The 14,974-nt window shown below is 46.2% G+C and carries 14 protein-coding genes; 11 read left to right on the top strand and 3 right to left on the bottom strand.

The window, feature by feature from the left end:
• Positions 1–44 precede the first annotated feature (44 nt).
• From thpR to WG943_RS05160, 7 genes are all read left to right on the top strand, one after another.
• Entirely contained in the window at positions 45–590 is a 546-nt protein-coding gene (gene thpR, locus WG943_RS05190) for an RNA 2',3'-cyclic phosphodiesterase (protein ID WP_340407232.1), read from the top strand.
• 65 nt (positions 591–655) lie between these two features.
• A complete protein-coding gene (locus WG943_RS05185) occupies positions 656–1,147 on the top strand; it encodes a CinA family protein (protein WP_340407231.1) in 492 nt (163 codons plus the stop codon).
• A 33-nt stretch (positions 1,148–1,180) separates the two neighbouring features.
• A complete protein-coding gene (locus WG943_RS05180; protein WP_340407229.1) occupies positions 1,181–1,834 on the top strand; it encodes a class I SAM-dependent methyltransferase in 654 nt (217 codons plus the stop codon).
• Between the two features lie 287 nt (positions 1,835–2,121).
• The gene (locus WG943_RS05175) at positions 2,122–3,954 is read left to right on the top strand and encodes a M61 family metallopeptidase (RefSeq protein ID WP_340407228.1); all 1,833 of its coding nucleotides are present in this window, start codon (positions 2,122–2,124) and stop codon (positions 3,952–3,954) included.
• Between the two features lie 94 nt (positions 3,955–4,048).
• Complete coding sequence (locus WG943_RS05170; protein WP_340407227.1) at positions 4,049–4,711, top strand: hypothetical protein; 663 nt, start codon at positions 4,049–4,051, stop codon at positions 4,709–4,711.
• A gap of 134 nt (positions 4,712–4,845) precedes the next feature.
• The gene (locus tag WG943_RS05165; RefSeq protein WP_340407225.1) at positions 4,846–5,868 is read left to right on the top strand and encodes an MBL fold metallo-hydrolase; all 1,023 of its coding nucleotides are present in this window, start codon (positions 4,846–4,848) and stop codon (positions 5,866–5,868) included.
• Between the two features lie 83 nt (positions 5,869–5,951).
• Positions 5,952–7,418, top strand: coding sequence for a sodium:solute symporter (locus WG943_RS05160; RefSeq protein WP_340407224.1), 1,467 nt, complete (start codon positions 5,952–5,954; stop codon positions 7,416–7,418).
• Positions 7,419–7,462: 44 nt separating this feature from the next.
• On the opposite strand, the gene WG943_RS05155 is transcribed toward WG943_RS05160, so the two are convergent.
• Positions 7,463–7,891, bottom strand: coding sequence for a hypothetical protein (locus WG943_RS05155; protein ID WP_340407223.1), 429 nt, complete (start codon positions 7,889–7,891; stop codon positions 7,463–7,465).
• A gap of 279 nt (positions 7,892–8,170) precedes the next feature.
• Between WG943_RS05155 and WG943_RS05150 the strand changes: the two genes are divergently transcribed.
• The 4 genes from WG943_RS05150 (at position 8,171) to WG943_RS05135 (ending at position 12,630) form a co-directional block, all read left to right on the top strand.
• Positions 8,171–9,988 carry an ABC transporter ATP-binding protein gene (locus WG943_RS05150; protein ID WP_340407222.1) on the top strand — a complete coding sequence of 606 codons (1,818 nt, stop codon included), beginning with the start codon at positions 8,171–8,173 and terminating at the stop codon, positions 9,986–9,988.
• A 249-nt stretch (positions 9,989–10,237) separates the two neighbouring features.
• Positions 10,238–10,660, top strand: a complete 423-nt coding sequence (locus tag WG943_RS05145; protein ID WP_340407221.1) for a hypothetical protein — start codon at positions 10,238–10,240, stop codon at positions 10,658–10,660.
• A 101-nt stretch (positions 10,661–10,761) separates the two neighbouring features.
• Positions 10,762–11,631 carry a DUF2911 domain-containing protein gene (locus tag WG943_RS05140; protein ID WP_340407220.1) on the top strand — a complete coding sequence of 290 codons (870 nt, stop codon included), beginning with the start codon at positions 10,762–10,764 and terminating at the stop codon, positions 11,629–11,631.
• An 84-nt stretch (positions 11,632–11,715) separates the two neighbouring features.
• Positions 11,716–12,630 carry a class I SAM-dependent methyltransferase gene (locus WG943_RS05135; RefSeq protein WP_340407219.1) on the top strand — a complete coding sequence of 305 codons (915 nt, stop codon included), beginning with the start codon at positions 11,716–11,718 and terminating at the stop codon, positions 12,628–12,630.
• Positions 12,631–13,077: 447 nt separating this feature from the next.
• Here WG943_RS05135 and WG943_RS05130 read toward each other — a convergent pair whose 3' ends face one another.
• Together WG943_RS05130 and WG943_RS05125 are read right to left on the bottom strand one after the other, a co-directional pair.
• Positions 13,078–14,793 (bottom strand): sodium:solute symporter, encoded by a 1,716-nt coding sequence (locus WG943_RS05130; RefSeq protein WP_340407217.1) that lies wholly within the window; start codon positions 14,791–14,793, stop codon positions 13,078–13,080.
• The gene (locus WG943_RS05125) at positions 14,790–14,936 is read right to left on the bottom strand and encodes a hypothetical protein (RefSeq protein ID WP_340407215.1); all 147 of its coding nucleotides are present in this window, start codon (positions 14,934–14,936) and stop codon (positions 14,790–14,792) included. The genes WG943_RS05130 and WG943_RS05125 overlap by 4 nt, the downstream gene beginning before the upstream one ends.
• Positions 14,937–14,974 lie beyond the last annotated feature (38 nt).

Raw genomic sequence — 14,974 nt, 5'->3', positions numbered from 1 at the left:
TGCCTCTTGTACGTACATCCTTAACAGGTTGTAAGTATTTAACTATGAAAGATAGTATCAGGTTGTTTGTAGCGGCTGTTTTGCCCGAATCACTTAAAGATAAATTGTACAGTCAGCTCGCTGCTTTTGAGCACCCGGATATCAGGTTTGTACCCAAGCAAAACCTGCACCTCACACTGTATTTTATTGGCAATGCAGCAACAGCAGAGCTTGAAAGTATAAAAGAAAAAATAAAGGAGACAGCAAGCCATTACCCGCCTTTCATGCTCCGGTATAGGCAAACAGAGCCAGGTCCGGATGCTAAAAAACCCCGCCTGGTGTGGGCAAGATTTGAGCCGCACGACACATTCAAGCAACTAAGCAGGGAACTTACACAACAGCTATCCGGAGAAAAGCCTTCTAAAGAAAAACCGATACCACACGTTACCATGGCCCGTTTCCGTAAAGATAAACCCAAGCCAAAAGATTTACCTGTTATTACCCCGGAGCAGGAACTAGAGCTGCAGGTAAATGGTATAGCCCTTTGGCAGTCGGAGCTGGCCACGCCCCATCCCATCTATACAATCCTGAAGGTATATCCGCTTGCTTAAAACCCGCTGTTGCAGATTTAAGTATGATAGGCACACTATAACCACAGAAGTATAAATCTGACACTATGAACCAGACCGAGCTAAACACACTAATGATGGGCCTAAAGGATAATGGACTAACTGTAGCTTTTGCAGAAAGCTGCACCGCCGGCATGCTAGCCTCGGAGTTTGTTAGAGCCAAAGGAAGCAGCGATGTGCTTAAGGGAAGTCTGGTGGTATACCAGCCAGAGGTAAAGCAGAAACTGTTGGGTGTTAAAAAAGAAACGCTGGAGCTTTACACAGCTGAGTCGCAGCAGGTAACCAATGAAATGGTAATGGGCCTGAAGAAGCTGGTAAACGCAGACATTAATGTTGCCACAACCGGATTAGCCGGCGAAGGCGGCTCCGAAAACCCAGAAAAGCCTGTAGGTACTATGTTTGTTTCCATACTTTATGACGGGAAAGCAGAAGAGTTTAGAGAGGTGTTTAAAGGCAACGCAGAAAGCATCAGAAAACAATTGGTAGACTACATATTCGAGAAGCTGCAGGGCATACTGGATGAGCATTATAATAGATAAGCCTTACCTTTGAAGCCGTAAACCACTACTGATTTGCCTAAACACCCAGACAGCGGCTTCGACAGGGTAGCGCCTTTTTATGACAAACTAGCTAAACTTATTTATGGCGATGCGCTGCAGAAAGCGCAGCTGTTCCTGTTGCCTTTTATTCCGGAGCGCAGTAAAGTGTTAGTGATTGGAGGTGGCAGCGGCTGGCTGCTGGAGCAACTTATACTTACAGGCAAGCAGTTGGATATTTTATACGTAGATGCGGCTCCTGGCATGCTGGAACGGGCAAAGCAAAGGTATAAAGGTATAACACAGCCACACTCCTGCCAGGTTACTTTCCGTTTGGGCACCGAAGCCACTTTACAACCTCACGAGCAATTTGACACTGTTATTACCCCTTTTCTGCTAGATCTTTTTCTGCCGCAACGGTTACAGCAACTCATGCAAAAACTCACGGCTGCTCTTACTCCTGCAGGCAACTGGCTTTTTGCCGACTTCTGGCCGATAAAACAGCCAACGCCTTACTGGCAAAAATTTCTGACCTGGAGCATGTATACTTTTTTTGATGCTGTTAGCAGCGTAGAGTCTAGCAAGCTGCCCGACTACGGCAGGCATTTTCAGGAACTGGGTTTTAAGGAGACTTCTTCACAGAGTTTTTATAATGGTTTTGTGCAGGCAAAGGTGTTTATGAGGAAATAGAAGAAACAACGTTTCCTTTGGCTGAATTTTCCCCTCGGCGGTTGGGCCATACTTCTTGTCTTGACACAATAGAACATCTCGCCTGCGGCACACTCAAATAAAGAAGGGAAGTGCACCAAAGCCAAAGGTGAAACTGTAGGCAAGCAAGACTGAGGATCAGAGTACTTAGTAAAACAGGCAGAAAAAGGCAAACTATTGTAACGGCTAAAACTAGATCACTTCACCCCTACCTTGCTCCCATCCTTAACAATCCCTATATTTAAATTCCAAAGTATAAACTTCAATTGATGAAAAGTATAAAACTTGCCATACTTGGGTTAGTCCTAGGCGTTACAGCCGTTCCAACGCTAGCCCAGCAAAAAGTAGATTATAAACTATCGTTTCCTAATGCGATGCACCACGAGGCGGAGGTGCAGGTAACTTTTTCGGGTGTTAAAGCCGACACTTTACAGATACTAATGCCACGCAGCTCGCCGGGCCGCTACGCTATACATGAGTTTGCCAAAAACGTGTACAATGTGCGTGCTACTGATGCACAGGGCAAGCCGCTACAGATCTACAAAGCCAATACCAGCCAATGGAACGTGGTTAAACCGCAGGGTAACGTTACCATTAGCTATACTTTATTTGCCGATCACGCTGATGGCACCTATGCCGGTATTGATGAAACACACGCCCACTTAAACGCTCCAGCTACACTGATGTATGCCCGCGGTTTTGAACAGGCACCAGCTTATGTAACATTTAACGTACCTCAAAACAGCAACTGGGAAGTAGCCACACAGCTAAAGCAGGAACAAGGTAACACTTACTTTGCCCCTAACTTTCAGTACTTGATGGATAGCCCAACTGAGCTTAGCAATTTTGACTTTGCAGAGTGGAAGGTAAACGACAAGGGAGAGCAGAAAACCATACAGGTAGCGTTGCACCACAAGGGTACACCTGCTCAGTTTCAGGAGTATGTTGATAAAACAAAAAAGATAGTGGCGGAGCAGCAGGCTGTTTTCGGTGAGCTGCCCGACTTTGATTTTGGCCGCTACACATTTATAGGCTGCTATATGCCACAAGCCGTTGGCGATGGTATGGAGCACCGCAATTCTACCATCCTTACCAGCTCCCGCGCATTAGCTACAGCAATGGGACCTTTGCTAAATACAGTGTCGCATGAGCTTTTCCATGCCTGGAATGTGGAGCGCCTTCGCCCTAAGAGCCTGGAGCCATTTAACTTTCAGGAGGCGAACATGAGTGAGGCGCTGTGGCTGGCAGAAGGCTTTACCAGCTATTACGGCGACCTGACCATGGCGCGCGCCGGCATTTATGACACAAAGAAGTATGCTTCAGATCTGGCCGGTGATTTAAACTATGTGCTGCTTTCACCAGGAAGGCAGTATCACAGTTTAGTAGAAATGAGCCAGCAGGCACCTTTCGTGGATGCAGCCCGCTCTGTAGACCCTGTAAACCGCCACAACACGTTCATCTCATATTATACCTATGGATTAGTTACCGGTTTGGCTCTGGACATGACCCTGCGCCAGCAATACAACACAACCCTCGACGAGTACATGCAGGCGCTGTGGCGTAAGTATGGGCAACCGGAGAAACCTTATACTTTAGCTGATTTAGAGCAGACTTTAGCCGAAGTATCCGGAGACAAAGCATTTGCCAGCCAGTTCTTTAAAAACAGCATCAACGGCAGCCAGTTACCAGACTTTGCCCCGCTTTTGGCAAAAGCAGGTTTAGAGTTAAGGCAAGCCAAACCAAAGGAGACTACATTAGGCCTGGTTTCACTTAAGTATGAAAAAGAGGGAGCAACTATTAATAATGGCACTTATGTAACCTCAGCAGCATATAAAGCCGGCCTCGACCGTGGCGATGTAATACTGAGTTTAAACGGACGCAAGCTGAAATCGGAAAAAGACCTGAAGAAAGTGCTGGATAAGCATAAGCCTGGTGATACCATTCCGGTTACTTTTACCCGCCATGGCCAAACCCAAACTGTTAACCTGGTGCTGGAAGGAAACCAGACGCTGGAGCTGGTTCCTTACGAAAGTATAGGCAAACAGCTAACACCAGAGATGCAGGCATTCCGAACGGCATGGCTAGGTGCTAAGGCGAAATAAGCAGCGGCACAACAAAGTATAGCTATGTTCGTTTTTGCTTTTGAACTTAGTGTGCCTTAACTTAGTATAAAGATTTATACTTCAGAGATTTCACGTGAAAAATATACTTAGAACCATACTGGCAGTTAGCTTTCTTTGGGCAGGTCAGGCCGCTGCGCAGGACACCAAGCAAAGCCTTGATGCTGTACCTATGCCAGCTGTAACGGCTACACCAGCTGCCGCCGTTACAGCCCCTGAAACAGAGGTAAAGGCAAAACCAGCCTGGACAGGCCCAAAACTAAGTTACAGTTTATCGGCAGGCGCCAGCTTTAGCAATGGCTTTGGCAGTGCTACCTATTTGGAGCCGTCGGTGCGTTACCAAGTAAGCAACAGGTTTAGGGTAAACACCAGCCTTACCTACGTTAATGTAATGCCTTACAACAACACGATGGTAGGTCCGGAAGGTAACACCGTAGTATACCGCAACAACGGGGGCAGCCACTATATTGGCAGTGTGGGCGTAGATTATCTCGCCAGCGACAGGCTTATACTTAGTGGCAACATCTGGAAAGATTTTTCGAACGTGCCATCTAATAACTTGACCAATGGATTTTACAGCCCAGGCCGTATGGGTGCCGATTTCAGGGCAACGTATAAAATAACAGAGCATTTCTCAGTAACAGGAGGCATCCGTTACACCGATGGTGCTTCGCCGTTTGCCTCTCCTTTTTATAGCCCAGGCATTGGCAATCACAACCGTTTTAACGTAGGCTTTTAACATACCCTGCAAAAATATAAGCAAGCGCTTCTTCATAGCTGAAGAAGCGCTTTTTTTGTGCCCAAAAGCAGGTATACTTACAAAAAAAGTACTTCCGTTTAACTATATTGGTCGATTAAGGGTAAAATATCACCATGAGAGAAAAGCTGCAGCAGAATAACAATATCCGCCACCTTAAAAACGAACGTCTCGAAACCATAAAACCTGATCATCGGGGCAATAAGATCATTAACGGCAAATTTGCCAACGGGGAAGAACTGTATACTCCCGAGTTTAAAGATGTGCTACGCTGGCAGCTAACCCCTAACCCGCAACGCGACGAGAAAAAAAACGACAACTATACTGCACCTGTACAGCATAACTGCGACTTTATCTCCTCAGATCAGGACATGGTGGTATGGTTAGGGCATGCTACTTTTTTTATCAGGCTTAACGGCATCAGCTTTATAACCGACCCGATATTTTACAGTTTGCCTATGGTTAGGCGCAAAACAGAACTGCCTTGCTTACCTGAGCAGCTCCGTAACATTGATTTCATGCTGCTCTCCCACGCACACCGCGACCACTTGGATCAGCAGTCTATCAAAACGCTGTTTAAGCACAACACGCAGCTAAAAGCCTTAACACCACTTGGCGTGGGCAAAATACTGCGCAACACCTGCAGGCATCTGCCCTATCAAGAGGCCGGTTGGTATCAAAAGTATGACCTGGTGCCCGACGTTGTAGAAGTATACTTTATGCCAGCCCGGCACTGGCACCGCCGCGGCCTTACCGACATGAATAAAATGCTCTGGGGCAGTTTCGTGCTTAAAACGCCACAGTTCAGTTTATACTTTGCCGGAGATTCTGCCATAGGTCCGCACTTTGAAGAGATTGAGGAACTACTTGGTCCTATGGATTTGTGCATTATGCCGGTTGGGGCCTATAAGCCAGCCTTTTTGATGCAGAAAAGCCACATGAACCCACACGAAGCGGTACGTGCCTATAATACATTGCGCGGTGGCACCTTTATTCCGATGCACTACGGCACCTTCGATTTGTCTGACGAGCCGCCTGGGGAACCAGTGCGACTGCTGCGCCAAATTGCGGCAGCTGGTATGCTACAGGGGCTTAAAATGCCAGCTATCGGAGAAAATGTGCTGCTACTGAACCTATAGTGAGCATCCGAAAAACAGGAGCTATACTTTTGCTATCTTTGCACACCTGATGTATACCATCAGGCTAAAGAACAGCTTTTGAGATGTCCTCTACCCTTATACTTGGCTTAATTGCAGGCTATTTCTGCATACTTATACTTATCTCATTCCTTACCAGCCGCAAAACCGACTCCGACACCTTTTTCCTGGCCAACCGTAAATCGCCGTGGTATATCGTGGCTTTCGGGATGATCGGCACCACGCTCTCAGGTGTAACATTCATTTCGATACCCGGTATGGTAAAGGCCACGCAGTTTACTTACCTGCAGATGGTGCTGGGCTACCTGTTAGGTTACTTGGTTATTGCAACCGTGCTGATGCCACTTTACTACCGCCTGAACCTGGTTTCGATTTATACTTACCTGGAGCAGCGCTTTGGCTATTGGTCTTACAAAACCGGTGCGGCTTTTTTCCTGCTTTCGCGTACGCTGCTGGCATCTATACGGCTTTTTCTGGTGGCAGGGGTGCTGCAGTTGGCTGTGTTTGATGATCTGGGCGTGCCTTTTGCCGTTTCGGTTATCATCACCATACTTCTGATCTGGGTTTATACTTTCCGGGGAGGCATGAAAACCATCATCTGGACTGACACTTTCCAGACGATGGCCATGATGCTTGCCGTTGCCACCACCATCTGGCTCATCTCTGATGAACTAAACTACAGCTTTGAGGGGCTAGTAACAACGGTGCAGGAAAGCAGTTATTCCAGCGTGTTCGTTTGGGATGCCAAAGCCGACAATTACTTCTGGAAACAGTTTTTATCTGGCGCCTTTATCACCATTGTAATGACAGGCCTGGACCAAGACATGATGCAGAAAAACCTGAGTTGCAAAAACATCGGGGAGGCACAGAAAAATATGTTTTGGTTCAACGTGATCTTGATCGTTGTGAACGTGCTTTTCCTGACGCTGGGGGTGTTGCTGTATACTTACGCAGAGGCAAAAGGTATAGCCTTGCCAGCCAAGGCAGATGATGTGTACCCATTCCTGGCCCTGAACCATTTCTCAGCCTTCCTGGGCATTGTGTTTATACTTGGCATTATTGCCATTACCTACGCCTCCGCCGACTCTGCACTTGCCGCCCTTACCACCTCCTTCTGCGTCGATTTCCTAAACTTTAAAGAGAAGAGTGAGCATGAGCGCGTGCAGCAACGTTACTGGGCCCATGCCGGTGTGTCAGCGGTAATGGTGCTGGTAGTTATTGCTTTTGATGTGCTTGATTCGCCAAGCGTGATCTCTACTATGTTTACTGTGGCGGGTTATACGTACGGTCCGTTGCTTGGTCTCTACGCCTTTGGCCTTTACACTAAACGCGCTGTCCGCGATCGGTTTGTGCCGGTTATCTGTGTTATTTCCCCTATTCTTACCTACATCATCAGTTATAATTCTGTAGAATGGTTCTGGGGTTACGTATTCGGCTTTGAGGTGCTGATTTTGAACGGATTCTTGACATTTACTGGCTTGATGGCCCTGTCGAAGGGGAAGATGGGAGAGCTGGAGTTGAGCCAGAAGTAAAATGCTGAAAGCATGTATGCCTTAAAGCTAGAACAGTTCTTTGCTTAACTTAAACTTGTTGCTTTCTGTTTTACTGTAAGCCATTGTATTGCATCCTCTTTGTTATGAAATATTTTAACTTCAATAGTAGAGCCAATCTTACCTACCTGTAATGCTTCGCCTGCTGCTTCACCAAACGAGCTTGGTCTTGCTACATGAGCCAGATAACGTATACCAGATGCGTATGCTCTTGGCAGCCACTCCTTTTCAAGCCAACCAACGGCATTCGCCCAAGGCCCGGTAAACTCTGTGTTATCATTTAACCTGAACGGGCAATGGGTATGCTCATGTAACTGTAATCCGGCTATTACTGCTCGCTTTAAATCTTGCTCTGTCGTAAAACCATACCAGTCTGCCTGCACAATATTAAGGTCTTCTTTGTACTCAATCTTATAGTAGATCTTTCCGAAAGCATTTATAACTTCTTTATACATCCTTTTAGTTATCTAATAGCACTGCTAAGCCTAAAACATATAAAGCCTACTAGTTATACCTCACGCTTTCGTAGCAAACTTTGTATTTCAAATACTAAAGAATAAAGGTATAGAAATCCTGTTGCTACTACAAATAACTGTAATATCCCCCATAATCCTTACCTTTGTAAGATTTTGCGGGAATGCGGCATTATTCTATCAAAAATGCTGTTATAACCCCATTACCATAAGGCTGTAAAAGTATAAAAACAGCCAGAAAGCATTAACAGAGTTTTATAAATGGCAAAACGCGGATTCGGGCCAAGCGGAGAGCAGGACAAGGAAGGGAAAAAAAAGATCACAAAAGAGAGCTTTCGTCGTGGCCTTAGGATTTTTAGCTACGTTCTACCCTATAAGTATAAGTTTATTGTAGGTTTGGCGTTTCTGGCAATGTCCAGCCTTACCTTTATGGCCTTCCCGTACCTGGTAGGTAAACTTTTCGATTCCTCAACCGGAAATGCCAGCGGAATCCTCGAAGACATCAATATGATCGCGATGGGCCTGTTCCTGATTATACTGGCGCAGGGCTTCTTTTCCTTTTTCAGGGTATACTTTTTTGCGCAGGTAAGTGAGAACGCTGTTGCCGACATCCGCCGCGACCTGTACAGTAAATTTGTACAGCTGCCTATTTCATTTTACGAGAAAAGACGTGTAGGCGAAATCACCAGCCGCATCACAACCGACGTGGCACAAGTGCAGGATGCCATGTCTATTACACTGGCAGAGCTTTTCCGTCAGGTTACGACTTTGGTAGTAGGTGTGGTCATCATCATGTGGACTTCCATAAAGCTGTCGCTGTTTATGCTGGCTACTTTCCCGGTGTTGGTTGCGCTTGCCCTGGTTTTTGGCCGCAAGATTAAAACACTATCCAAAAAAACACAAGATGAGTTAGCCCAAACTAACGTTATTGTGGAGGAAACGCTGCAGGCCATTAACACGGTAAAAGCCTTTACAAACGAGATGTTTGAGGTAAACCGTTACAAAACAACATTGAACAAGGCCGTTCGCACAGCCATAGCAGGCGCTAACTACCGTGGAGCTTTTATCACTTTTATTATAGTAGGTCTTTTTGGAGGCATTATCTTGGTAATCTGGTATGGCGCTACCCTGGTTGCTAACGGCGATATTGCACAAGGCGATTTGGTTTCTTTTGTGCTGTACACGGTATTTATTGGCGCATCAGTTGGTGGCCTCGGCGACTTATATGGCAAAGTACAGTCGGCACTAGGTGCTACAGAACGTATTTTAGAGATCCTGCAGGAGCAAGAAGAGCCAACCGATAAGAGCCTGAGGCCGCTGAGCGAGATCAGAAGACTGAACGGTGATATTTCCTATAATCAAGTAGCTTTCTCTTACCCAACCCGCCAGGATATACAGGTACTGCGTGACATTAACCTTAATGTAAAAGCCGGTGAGAAAGTGGCACTGGTTGGCCCAAGCGGTTCTGGCAAGTCAACTATTATTCAGCTCTTGATGCGCTTTTACGATGTATCCAGTGGTGGCATTACAGTAGACGGAAAAGATATCCGCAACCTGGATTTGACTACGTTGCGTGCCAATATTGGCGTAGTACCACAAGAGGTATTATTGTTTGGTGGTACCATTCGTGAGAACATCGCCTATGGCCGCCCAGAGTCTACCGAAGCAGAGATAAAAGAGGCTGCCCGAAAAGCGAATGCTTACGACTTTATCATGTCCTTTCCGGAAGGGTTTGATACAATAGTGGGTGAGCGTGGCATAAAACTTTCCGGTGGCCAACGCCAGCGCGTAGCCATAGCCCGGGCTATACTTAAGAACCCTGCCATACTTATACTAGACGAAGCAACCAGCTCTCTTGACTCTGAGTCGGAGCACCTGGTGCAGCAAGCTATGGACGAGCTGATGAAGGGCCGCACTACTATCGTGATTGCACACCGGTTGGCAACTATCCGAAAAGTAGATAAAATATTGGTGATTGACGGTGGAGCGATTGTGGAAGAGGGTTCACATGAGTCTCTTTCTGTTAGCCCAGATGGCATATATGCTAACCTGCTTAAACTTCAGTTTGAGTTAAACTAAGTTATATAAACCTTGTAAGTATAAAGCTCCTACCTGAATCATTCGGGTAGGAGCTTTTTGTTTTACCCATATACTTTATACTATGCTTTGCGTATGAATTCCGGAACCGCCAGCCTCTGAGAAGATATTTGGCACTAAACAACTATGCCCAAACTACGCCGCTGCACTCAGCTCCTACAATTTTTATTTGTTTTAGTTCTATCTAATAAGCTTTCTGCACAGTATAAAGTTGTAGAGAGTTTCAGAGCCATGAACGCAGCATACTTTGAGCTGGCAGGCAACGGCGATACTTATTCCATCAACTATGAGCGCTTATTTTTACAGAGGGCAGAGTTTAAAACAGGGCTTAGGGTTGGAGTAGGCACTAACTTTTTTTTCTTGCCAGAAGAGCCTTCTACCTATCCCATCGTACCCATAGAGGCAGTTGGATTAATAGGGCGGCGGGAAAAACATTTTGAGTTTGGGTTTGGTTATACCCGCAGGTTTACTGACGATCCTGACCTGCTTCACAATATGTACTTTGGCAGGCTAGGTTTTCGGTATCAGCAGCCCACAGGAGGGCTGGTAGTTCGAGTGGCTTTAACGCCATTTGTATCTGCTGAGAGTAATGTGCGCACGCCAGGCCTGGCACTGGTGCCTCGCTTTGGGTTAAGTATAGGGCGCAGCTTTTAGTTTGTCGAAATTACAATAGAGCAGATTATTTACAGTTCGTGTTCTACATAGATATTGTGTAATATTACATCGCATAATCATACTTCTTAAACTATAACGTCATGAAAAAAACAGTATTAGGTTTTATGCTTTCAGCGGCCCTGTTGTTTGGTGCAGGCGCCACACAGGCACAAGGCATTAAAATGCCAGCTCCGAGTCCGGCACAAAAAGTAGAACAGGCAGTTGGCTTGGGCACTATTACAGTAGACTACTCTCGCCCTGCTGTTAAAGGCCGTACTATTTTTGGAGATCTTGTACCGTATGGCAAGATCTGGAGAACAGGTGCAAACGCATCCACCAAGATCAAGTTCTCCGACGATGTAACCATTGAAGGCAATAAAGTACCTGCCGGCGAGTACGCGCTGTATACTATCCCAAATAAAGACGAGTGGACTATCATCATCCATAAAAACACAAAGCACTGGGGAGATGGCGGACCGGAGTATAAGCAGGAAGAAGACCAGCTGCGCTTTAAAGTAAAGCCACAACAAAACCCACGCAAGGCAGAGTCTTTCACTATTAATTTCACAAACTTAAAGGCAGATGCAGCGGATGTAGAGATACTTTGGGACAAGACCATCGTGCCTTTCACAGTTAAGACAGATGTTGACACCCGCGTAATGGCTCAGATTGACGAGCAGGTAGTGAAGAACGCAAATGCAAACCCAGGTTTATATGCTGCTGCGGCTAATTATTACTACGAAACTAACCGCGACCTGAAGCAAGCGCATGAGTGGATGAAAAAAGCCAACGAGAAAGACCCTAAGTTCTGGAACCTGCACGCTCAGGCTAAAATTGAGGCTAAAATGAAGAACTATAAGGAAGCCATCAAAACTGCTGAAAAGTCTATGGAATTAGCTAAAGCTGCTAACAACGCAGATTATGTAAGCCTGAATGAAAAGGCTATTGCCGACTGGAAAAAGATGAAATAAAGCTACCTTTGCTTTTACCGTATAATAGAGCCTCCGGAGGTATACCTCGGGGGCTCTTGTTTTTTACTTAAAGTATAGAATCTGTTGGAAGAAAAAATGCACTCGGAAGAGCACTTGGGTCCGGCCCGAGAGTACTGGTGGAACGAGGATTACCTGGAGCTGCTGGCTAAGCGCCTGTACATCGACTATTGCCAGACGCTGGTTGATATTGGCTGCGGCAAAGGCATGATGGGCTTTAAGTTTTCGCGGTACATGCCGGCCGGTGCTACTGTGTTTGGTGTAGACTACGAGCTGGGCCATATTGATGATGCCAGACAGCGTGCACAAAGCGAGTTCGGGCGCAATAATATTAACTATGAGTTTAAAGTAGGAAACGCCACTGACATTCCCCTCCCAGACAATATTGCTGATGTAACGCTCTGCCAAACACTATTGATCCACGTGAAAAACCCGCAGCGCGTTATACAAGAAATGATTCGTGTTACCAAGCCTGGCGGCTGGGTGCTGGCCCTGGAGCCGAATAATCTGGTTCCTAACCTTATGTTCGATCGCTACGGCGAAACAGATTTTAATGTAGATGGCATGCTGGATGTGCTGGAAATAAAACTCCGTATAGAAAAGGGCAAGAAGAACCTAGGCGAAGGCTTTAATTCATTGGGCGATGTGGTACCCGACCTGTTCCTAAAAGCTGGATTAAAGGATTTAAAAGTATGGATTTCTGACAAAGCGCTTTCTATTATCCCGCCTTACGACACACAGGAGAAGATGCTGCGCGTAGAGCAAATGCTGCAATGGATAGAAACCGAAGCCATGGGTTACGATTACCAGGACAACCTGAACTACTACATGGCCGGTGGCGGCACTAAAGAAAAATTTGATGCTTACTGGCAGACATTGCTTTATAATAAGATTACCATGAAGCAGAAGTTACTGAACGAGGAGTACGTGTCGGCTGGGGGTAGTTTAGTTTATATTGTTGCAGCGCAGAAGCCTAGGTGAGGGAACACTGCATTTAATTGGCTACTGACTTGTCCTAATTTATACTTTCTGCCTTTTTATCTAATTGGCTTAATTCCTCAGTCTTACATGCATCTTGTTTCAATTCTAGTTGTGGTGCCCTCACGGCCGGGAGGCCTCGTCCTTGGGCATCGCGCTGTCTATTGAAGCTGCTCCGGAGGTAGTGGCCTCGAGAAAGGAGCGTCTTGGCTTTTTTGCACTCCCCTCCTTTTTTCAAGGAGGGGTGCCGCAGGCGGGGTCAAGACAAAAAGTAGGGCCCGGCCGGCGAGGCGAAAAACTTGCAAAAAGTAGATAAGTTGCTTCTGAGCAGGGTTTCCTTTTCATAGCCATTGCTTAACCTCCCTTCTACCAAGATCCTTACAGGATGACAGTAAAAAGAGAATAGCCATACTAATAATGACAGTAGCATCTACACTGAAGGCTCCCTGTTTATTCCTTGATCTTAAAATCCTTCTCCCCTATCAACCCCTGAAGTATAAACCCAAACACAATCACACAAACACAGCCGATCACGTTAAACCACAGAAAAGCAATGTCGGTGTAGAAGTGGCAGTAAAGTACAACCGCCTCGGCAAGTAGGGCTGCATAAAAAACTGCATTGCCCCTGATGCGCTTAAAGTAGAAGGCCACCAGGAAAATGCCAAGTATAGTGCCGTAGAAAATGGAGCCGATAATGTTTACTGCTTGTATCAGGTTATCTAGCAAAGAAGCGTAGGTGGCGAAAAGTATGGCGATTACGCCCCAGCCTACCGTTAGCATTTTAGATGCATTCAGGTAATGGGTTGCATCGCCGTTTTTCTTAACAGAGCGTTTGTAGATATCCACCACAGTAGTAGAGGCAAGTGCATTTAATTCTGATGCCGTAGACGACATAGCTGCTGAAAAAATAACTGCCAGCAGCAGGCCAACCAAGCCCGTAGGCAGGTACTTCATGATGAAGGAGATAAATACATAATCAGTATCCTTTGTCTCGGCGTCTGGTACTGCTTTCTTGATCACCGCTTTTACGTCTTCCCGTACTTCTTTTCCGGCAGCGGTAAGCGCATTAACTTTTGTTTGTGCTGTAGCTATAGCTGCTTCGTCTTCTGCTTTCAGGGCTGTAACCAGTTGCTGTACGGCCTGCTGCTTCTGCTCGAAAAGCTGGGTATGCTTTGTCTCCAGTTGTTGTAGCTCCGGCTCGTAGGCGGTGCCGTATACTTTACTTTTGGCAGCGTCATTAAAAAATACTGGCGGCTGGTTAAACTGGTAAAATACAAACACCATCACCCCTATAAACAAGATCAGGAACTGCATAGGTATCTTTAATAAACCATTAAACAGCAACCCCAACCGGCTTTCCCCTACTGATTTTCCGCCCAGGTAGCGTGCCACCTGGCTTTGGTCGGTGCCAAAGTATGACAAGGCCAGAAACAAGCCACCCGTCATCCCCGACCAAAAATTGTAGCGGTCATCCCAACTTGTTTTCCAATCCCAGGAGAAATCCACTATGTTCATCTTACCCATTTTACCGGCCACCGCCACCGCATCTCCAAAACCTACATTGGCCGGCAAATAGCTAACCACCATAATTCCGGCAATGATCATACCTCCCATCATCACGGCCATTTGCTGCTTCTGTGTTACGCTAACAGCCTTGGTGCCCCCAGACATAGTATAAAAGATCACGACTACGCCAATAATGAGGTTAGTAACGGTAAGGCTCCAACCCAGCATGGTAGATAGTATAATGGCAGGTGCATAAATGGTAATACCTGCCGCCAATCCGCGCTGCACTAAAAATAGCATCGCCGCCAATGACCGGGTTTTCAGGTCGAAGCGGTTCTCTAGAAACTCGTAAGCCGTAAATACATTTAGCCTGTAAAAAATAGGTATAATCGTAACCGAGATGATAACCATGGCAATTGGCAAACCGAAGTAAAACTGCACGAAACGCATGCCGTCTTCATAAGCCTGGCCCGGTGTGGAGAGGAAAGTAATAGCACTAGCCTGCGTAGCCATAATGGACAGACCAATGGTCCACCACTTCATGCTGTTGTCGCCTTTCAGGTAGCTTTCAATGTCTTTGCTGCCGCGTGTTTTCCAGACTCCGTAGATTACGATAAAGCCTAGTGTGCCCAGTAGCACGATCCAGTCTAATGGCTTCATTCGTAAATCTTGGTTAAAGTATAAAACAGTAAAATAAGAAATGCCAGGTTACCGAGCACCAGCCAATACATACCCGACCAGCTCTTAAAGAACGGCGGTTTTGATATTGGTGCTTCTTCATCGACAGGGTGAGTGTCTTTCATAGTGATTATTTTTTGACAAAAGATTCGATGACAAAAGA

This window comes from Pontibacter sp. H249 (assembly GCF_037892465.1).
In the GTDB taxonomy this organism is placed as follows: Bacteria; Bacteroidota; Bacteroidia; order Cytophagales; family Hymenobacteraceae; genus Pontibacter.
This window is presented reverse-complemented; position numbering and strand designations above follow the sequence as displayed.

Bases quoted from the DNA above. Each gene is read 5' to 3' on its own strand.
- WG943_RS05130 (WP_340407217.1), bottom strand. From the start codon at position 14,793: ATGAAGCCATTAGACTGGATCGTGCTACTGGGCACACTAGGCTTTATC.
- WG943_RS05125 (WP_340407215.1), bottom strand. From the start codon at position 14,936: ATGAAAGACACTCACCCTGTCGATGAAGAAGCACCAATATCAAAACCG.
- WG943_RS05175 (WP_340407228.1), top strand. From the start codon at position 2,122: ATGAAAAGTATAAAACTTGCCATACTTGGGTTAGTCCTAGGCGTTACA.
- WG943_RS05145 (WP_340407221.1), top strand. From the start codon at position 10,238: ATGAACGCAGCATACTTTGAGCTGGCAGGCAACGGCGATACTTATTCC.
- WG943_RS05150 (WP_340407222.1), top strand. From the start codon at position 8,171: ATGGCAAAACGCGGATTCGGGCCAAGCGGAGAGCAGGACAAGGAAGGG.
- WG943_RS05185 (WP_340407231.1), top strand. From the start codon at position 656: ATGAACCAGACCGAGCTAAACACACTAATGATGGGCCTAAAGGATAAT.
- WG943_RS05160 (WP_340407224.1), top strand. From the start codon at position 5,952: ATGTCCTCTACCCTTATACTTGGCTTAATTGCAGGCTATTTCTGCATA.
- thpR (WP_340407232.1), top strand. From the start codon at position 45: ATGAAAGATAGTATCAGGTTGTTTGTAGCGGCTGTTTTGCCCGAATCA.
- WG943_RS05155 (WP_340407223.1), bottom strand. From the start codon at position 7,891: ATGTATAAAGAAGTTATAAATGCTTTCGGAAAGATCTACTATAAGATT.
- WG943_RS05165 (WP_340407225.1), top strand. From the start codon at position 4,846: ATGAGAGAAAAGCTGCAGCAGAATAACAATATCCGCCACCTTAAAAAC.
- WG943_RS05140 (WP_340407220.1), top strand. From the start codon at position 10,762: ATGAAAAAAACAGTATTAGGTTTTATGCTTTCAGCGGCCCTGTTGTTT.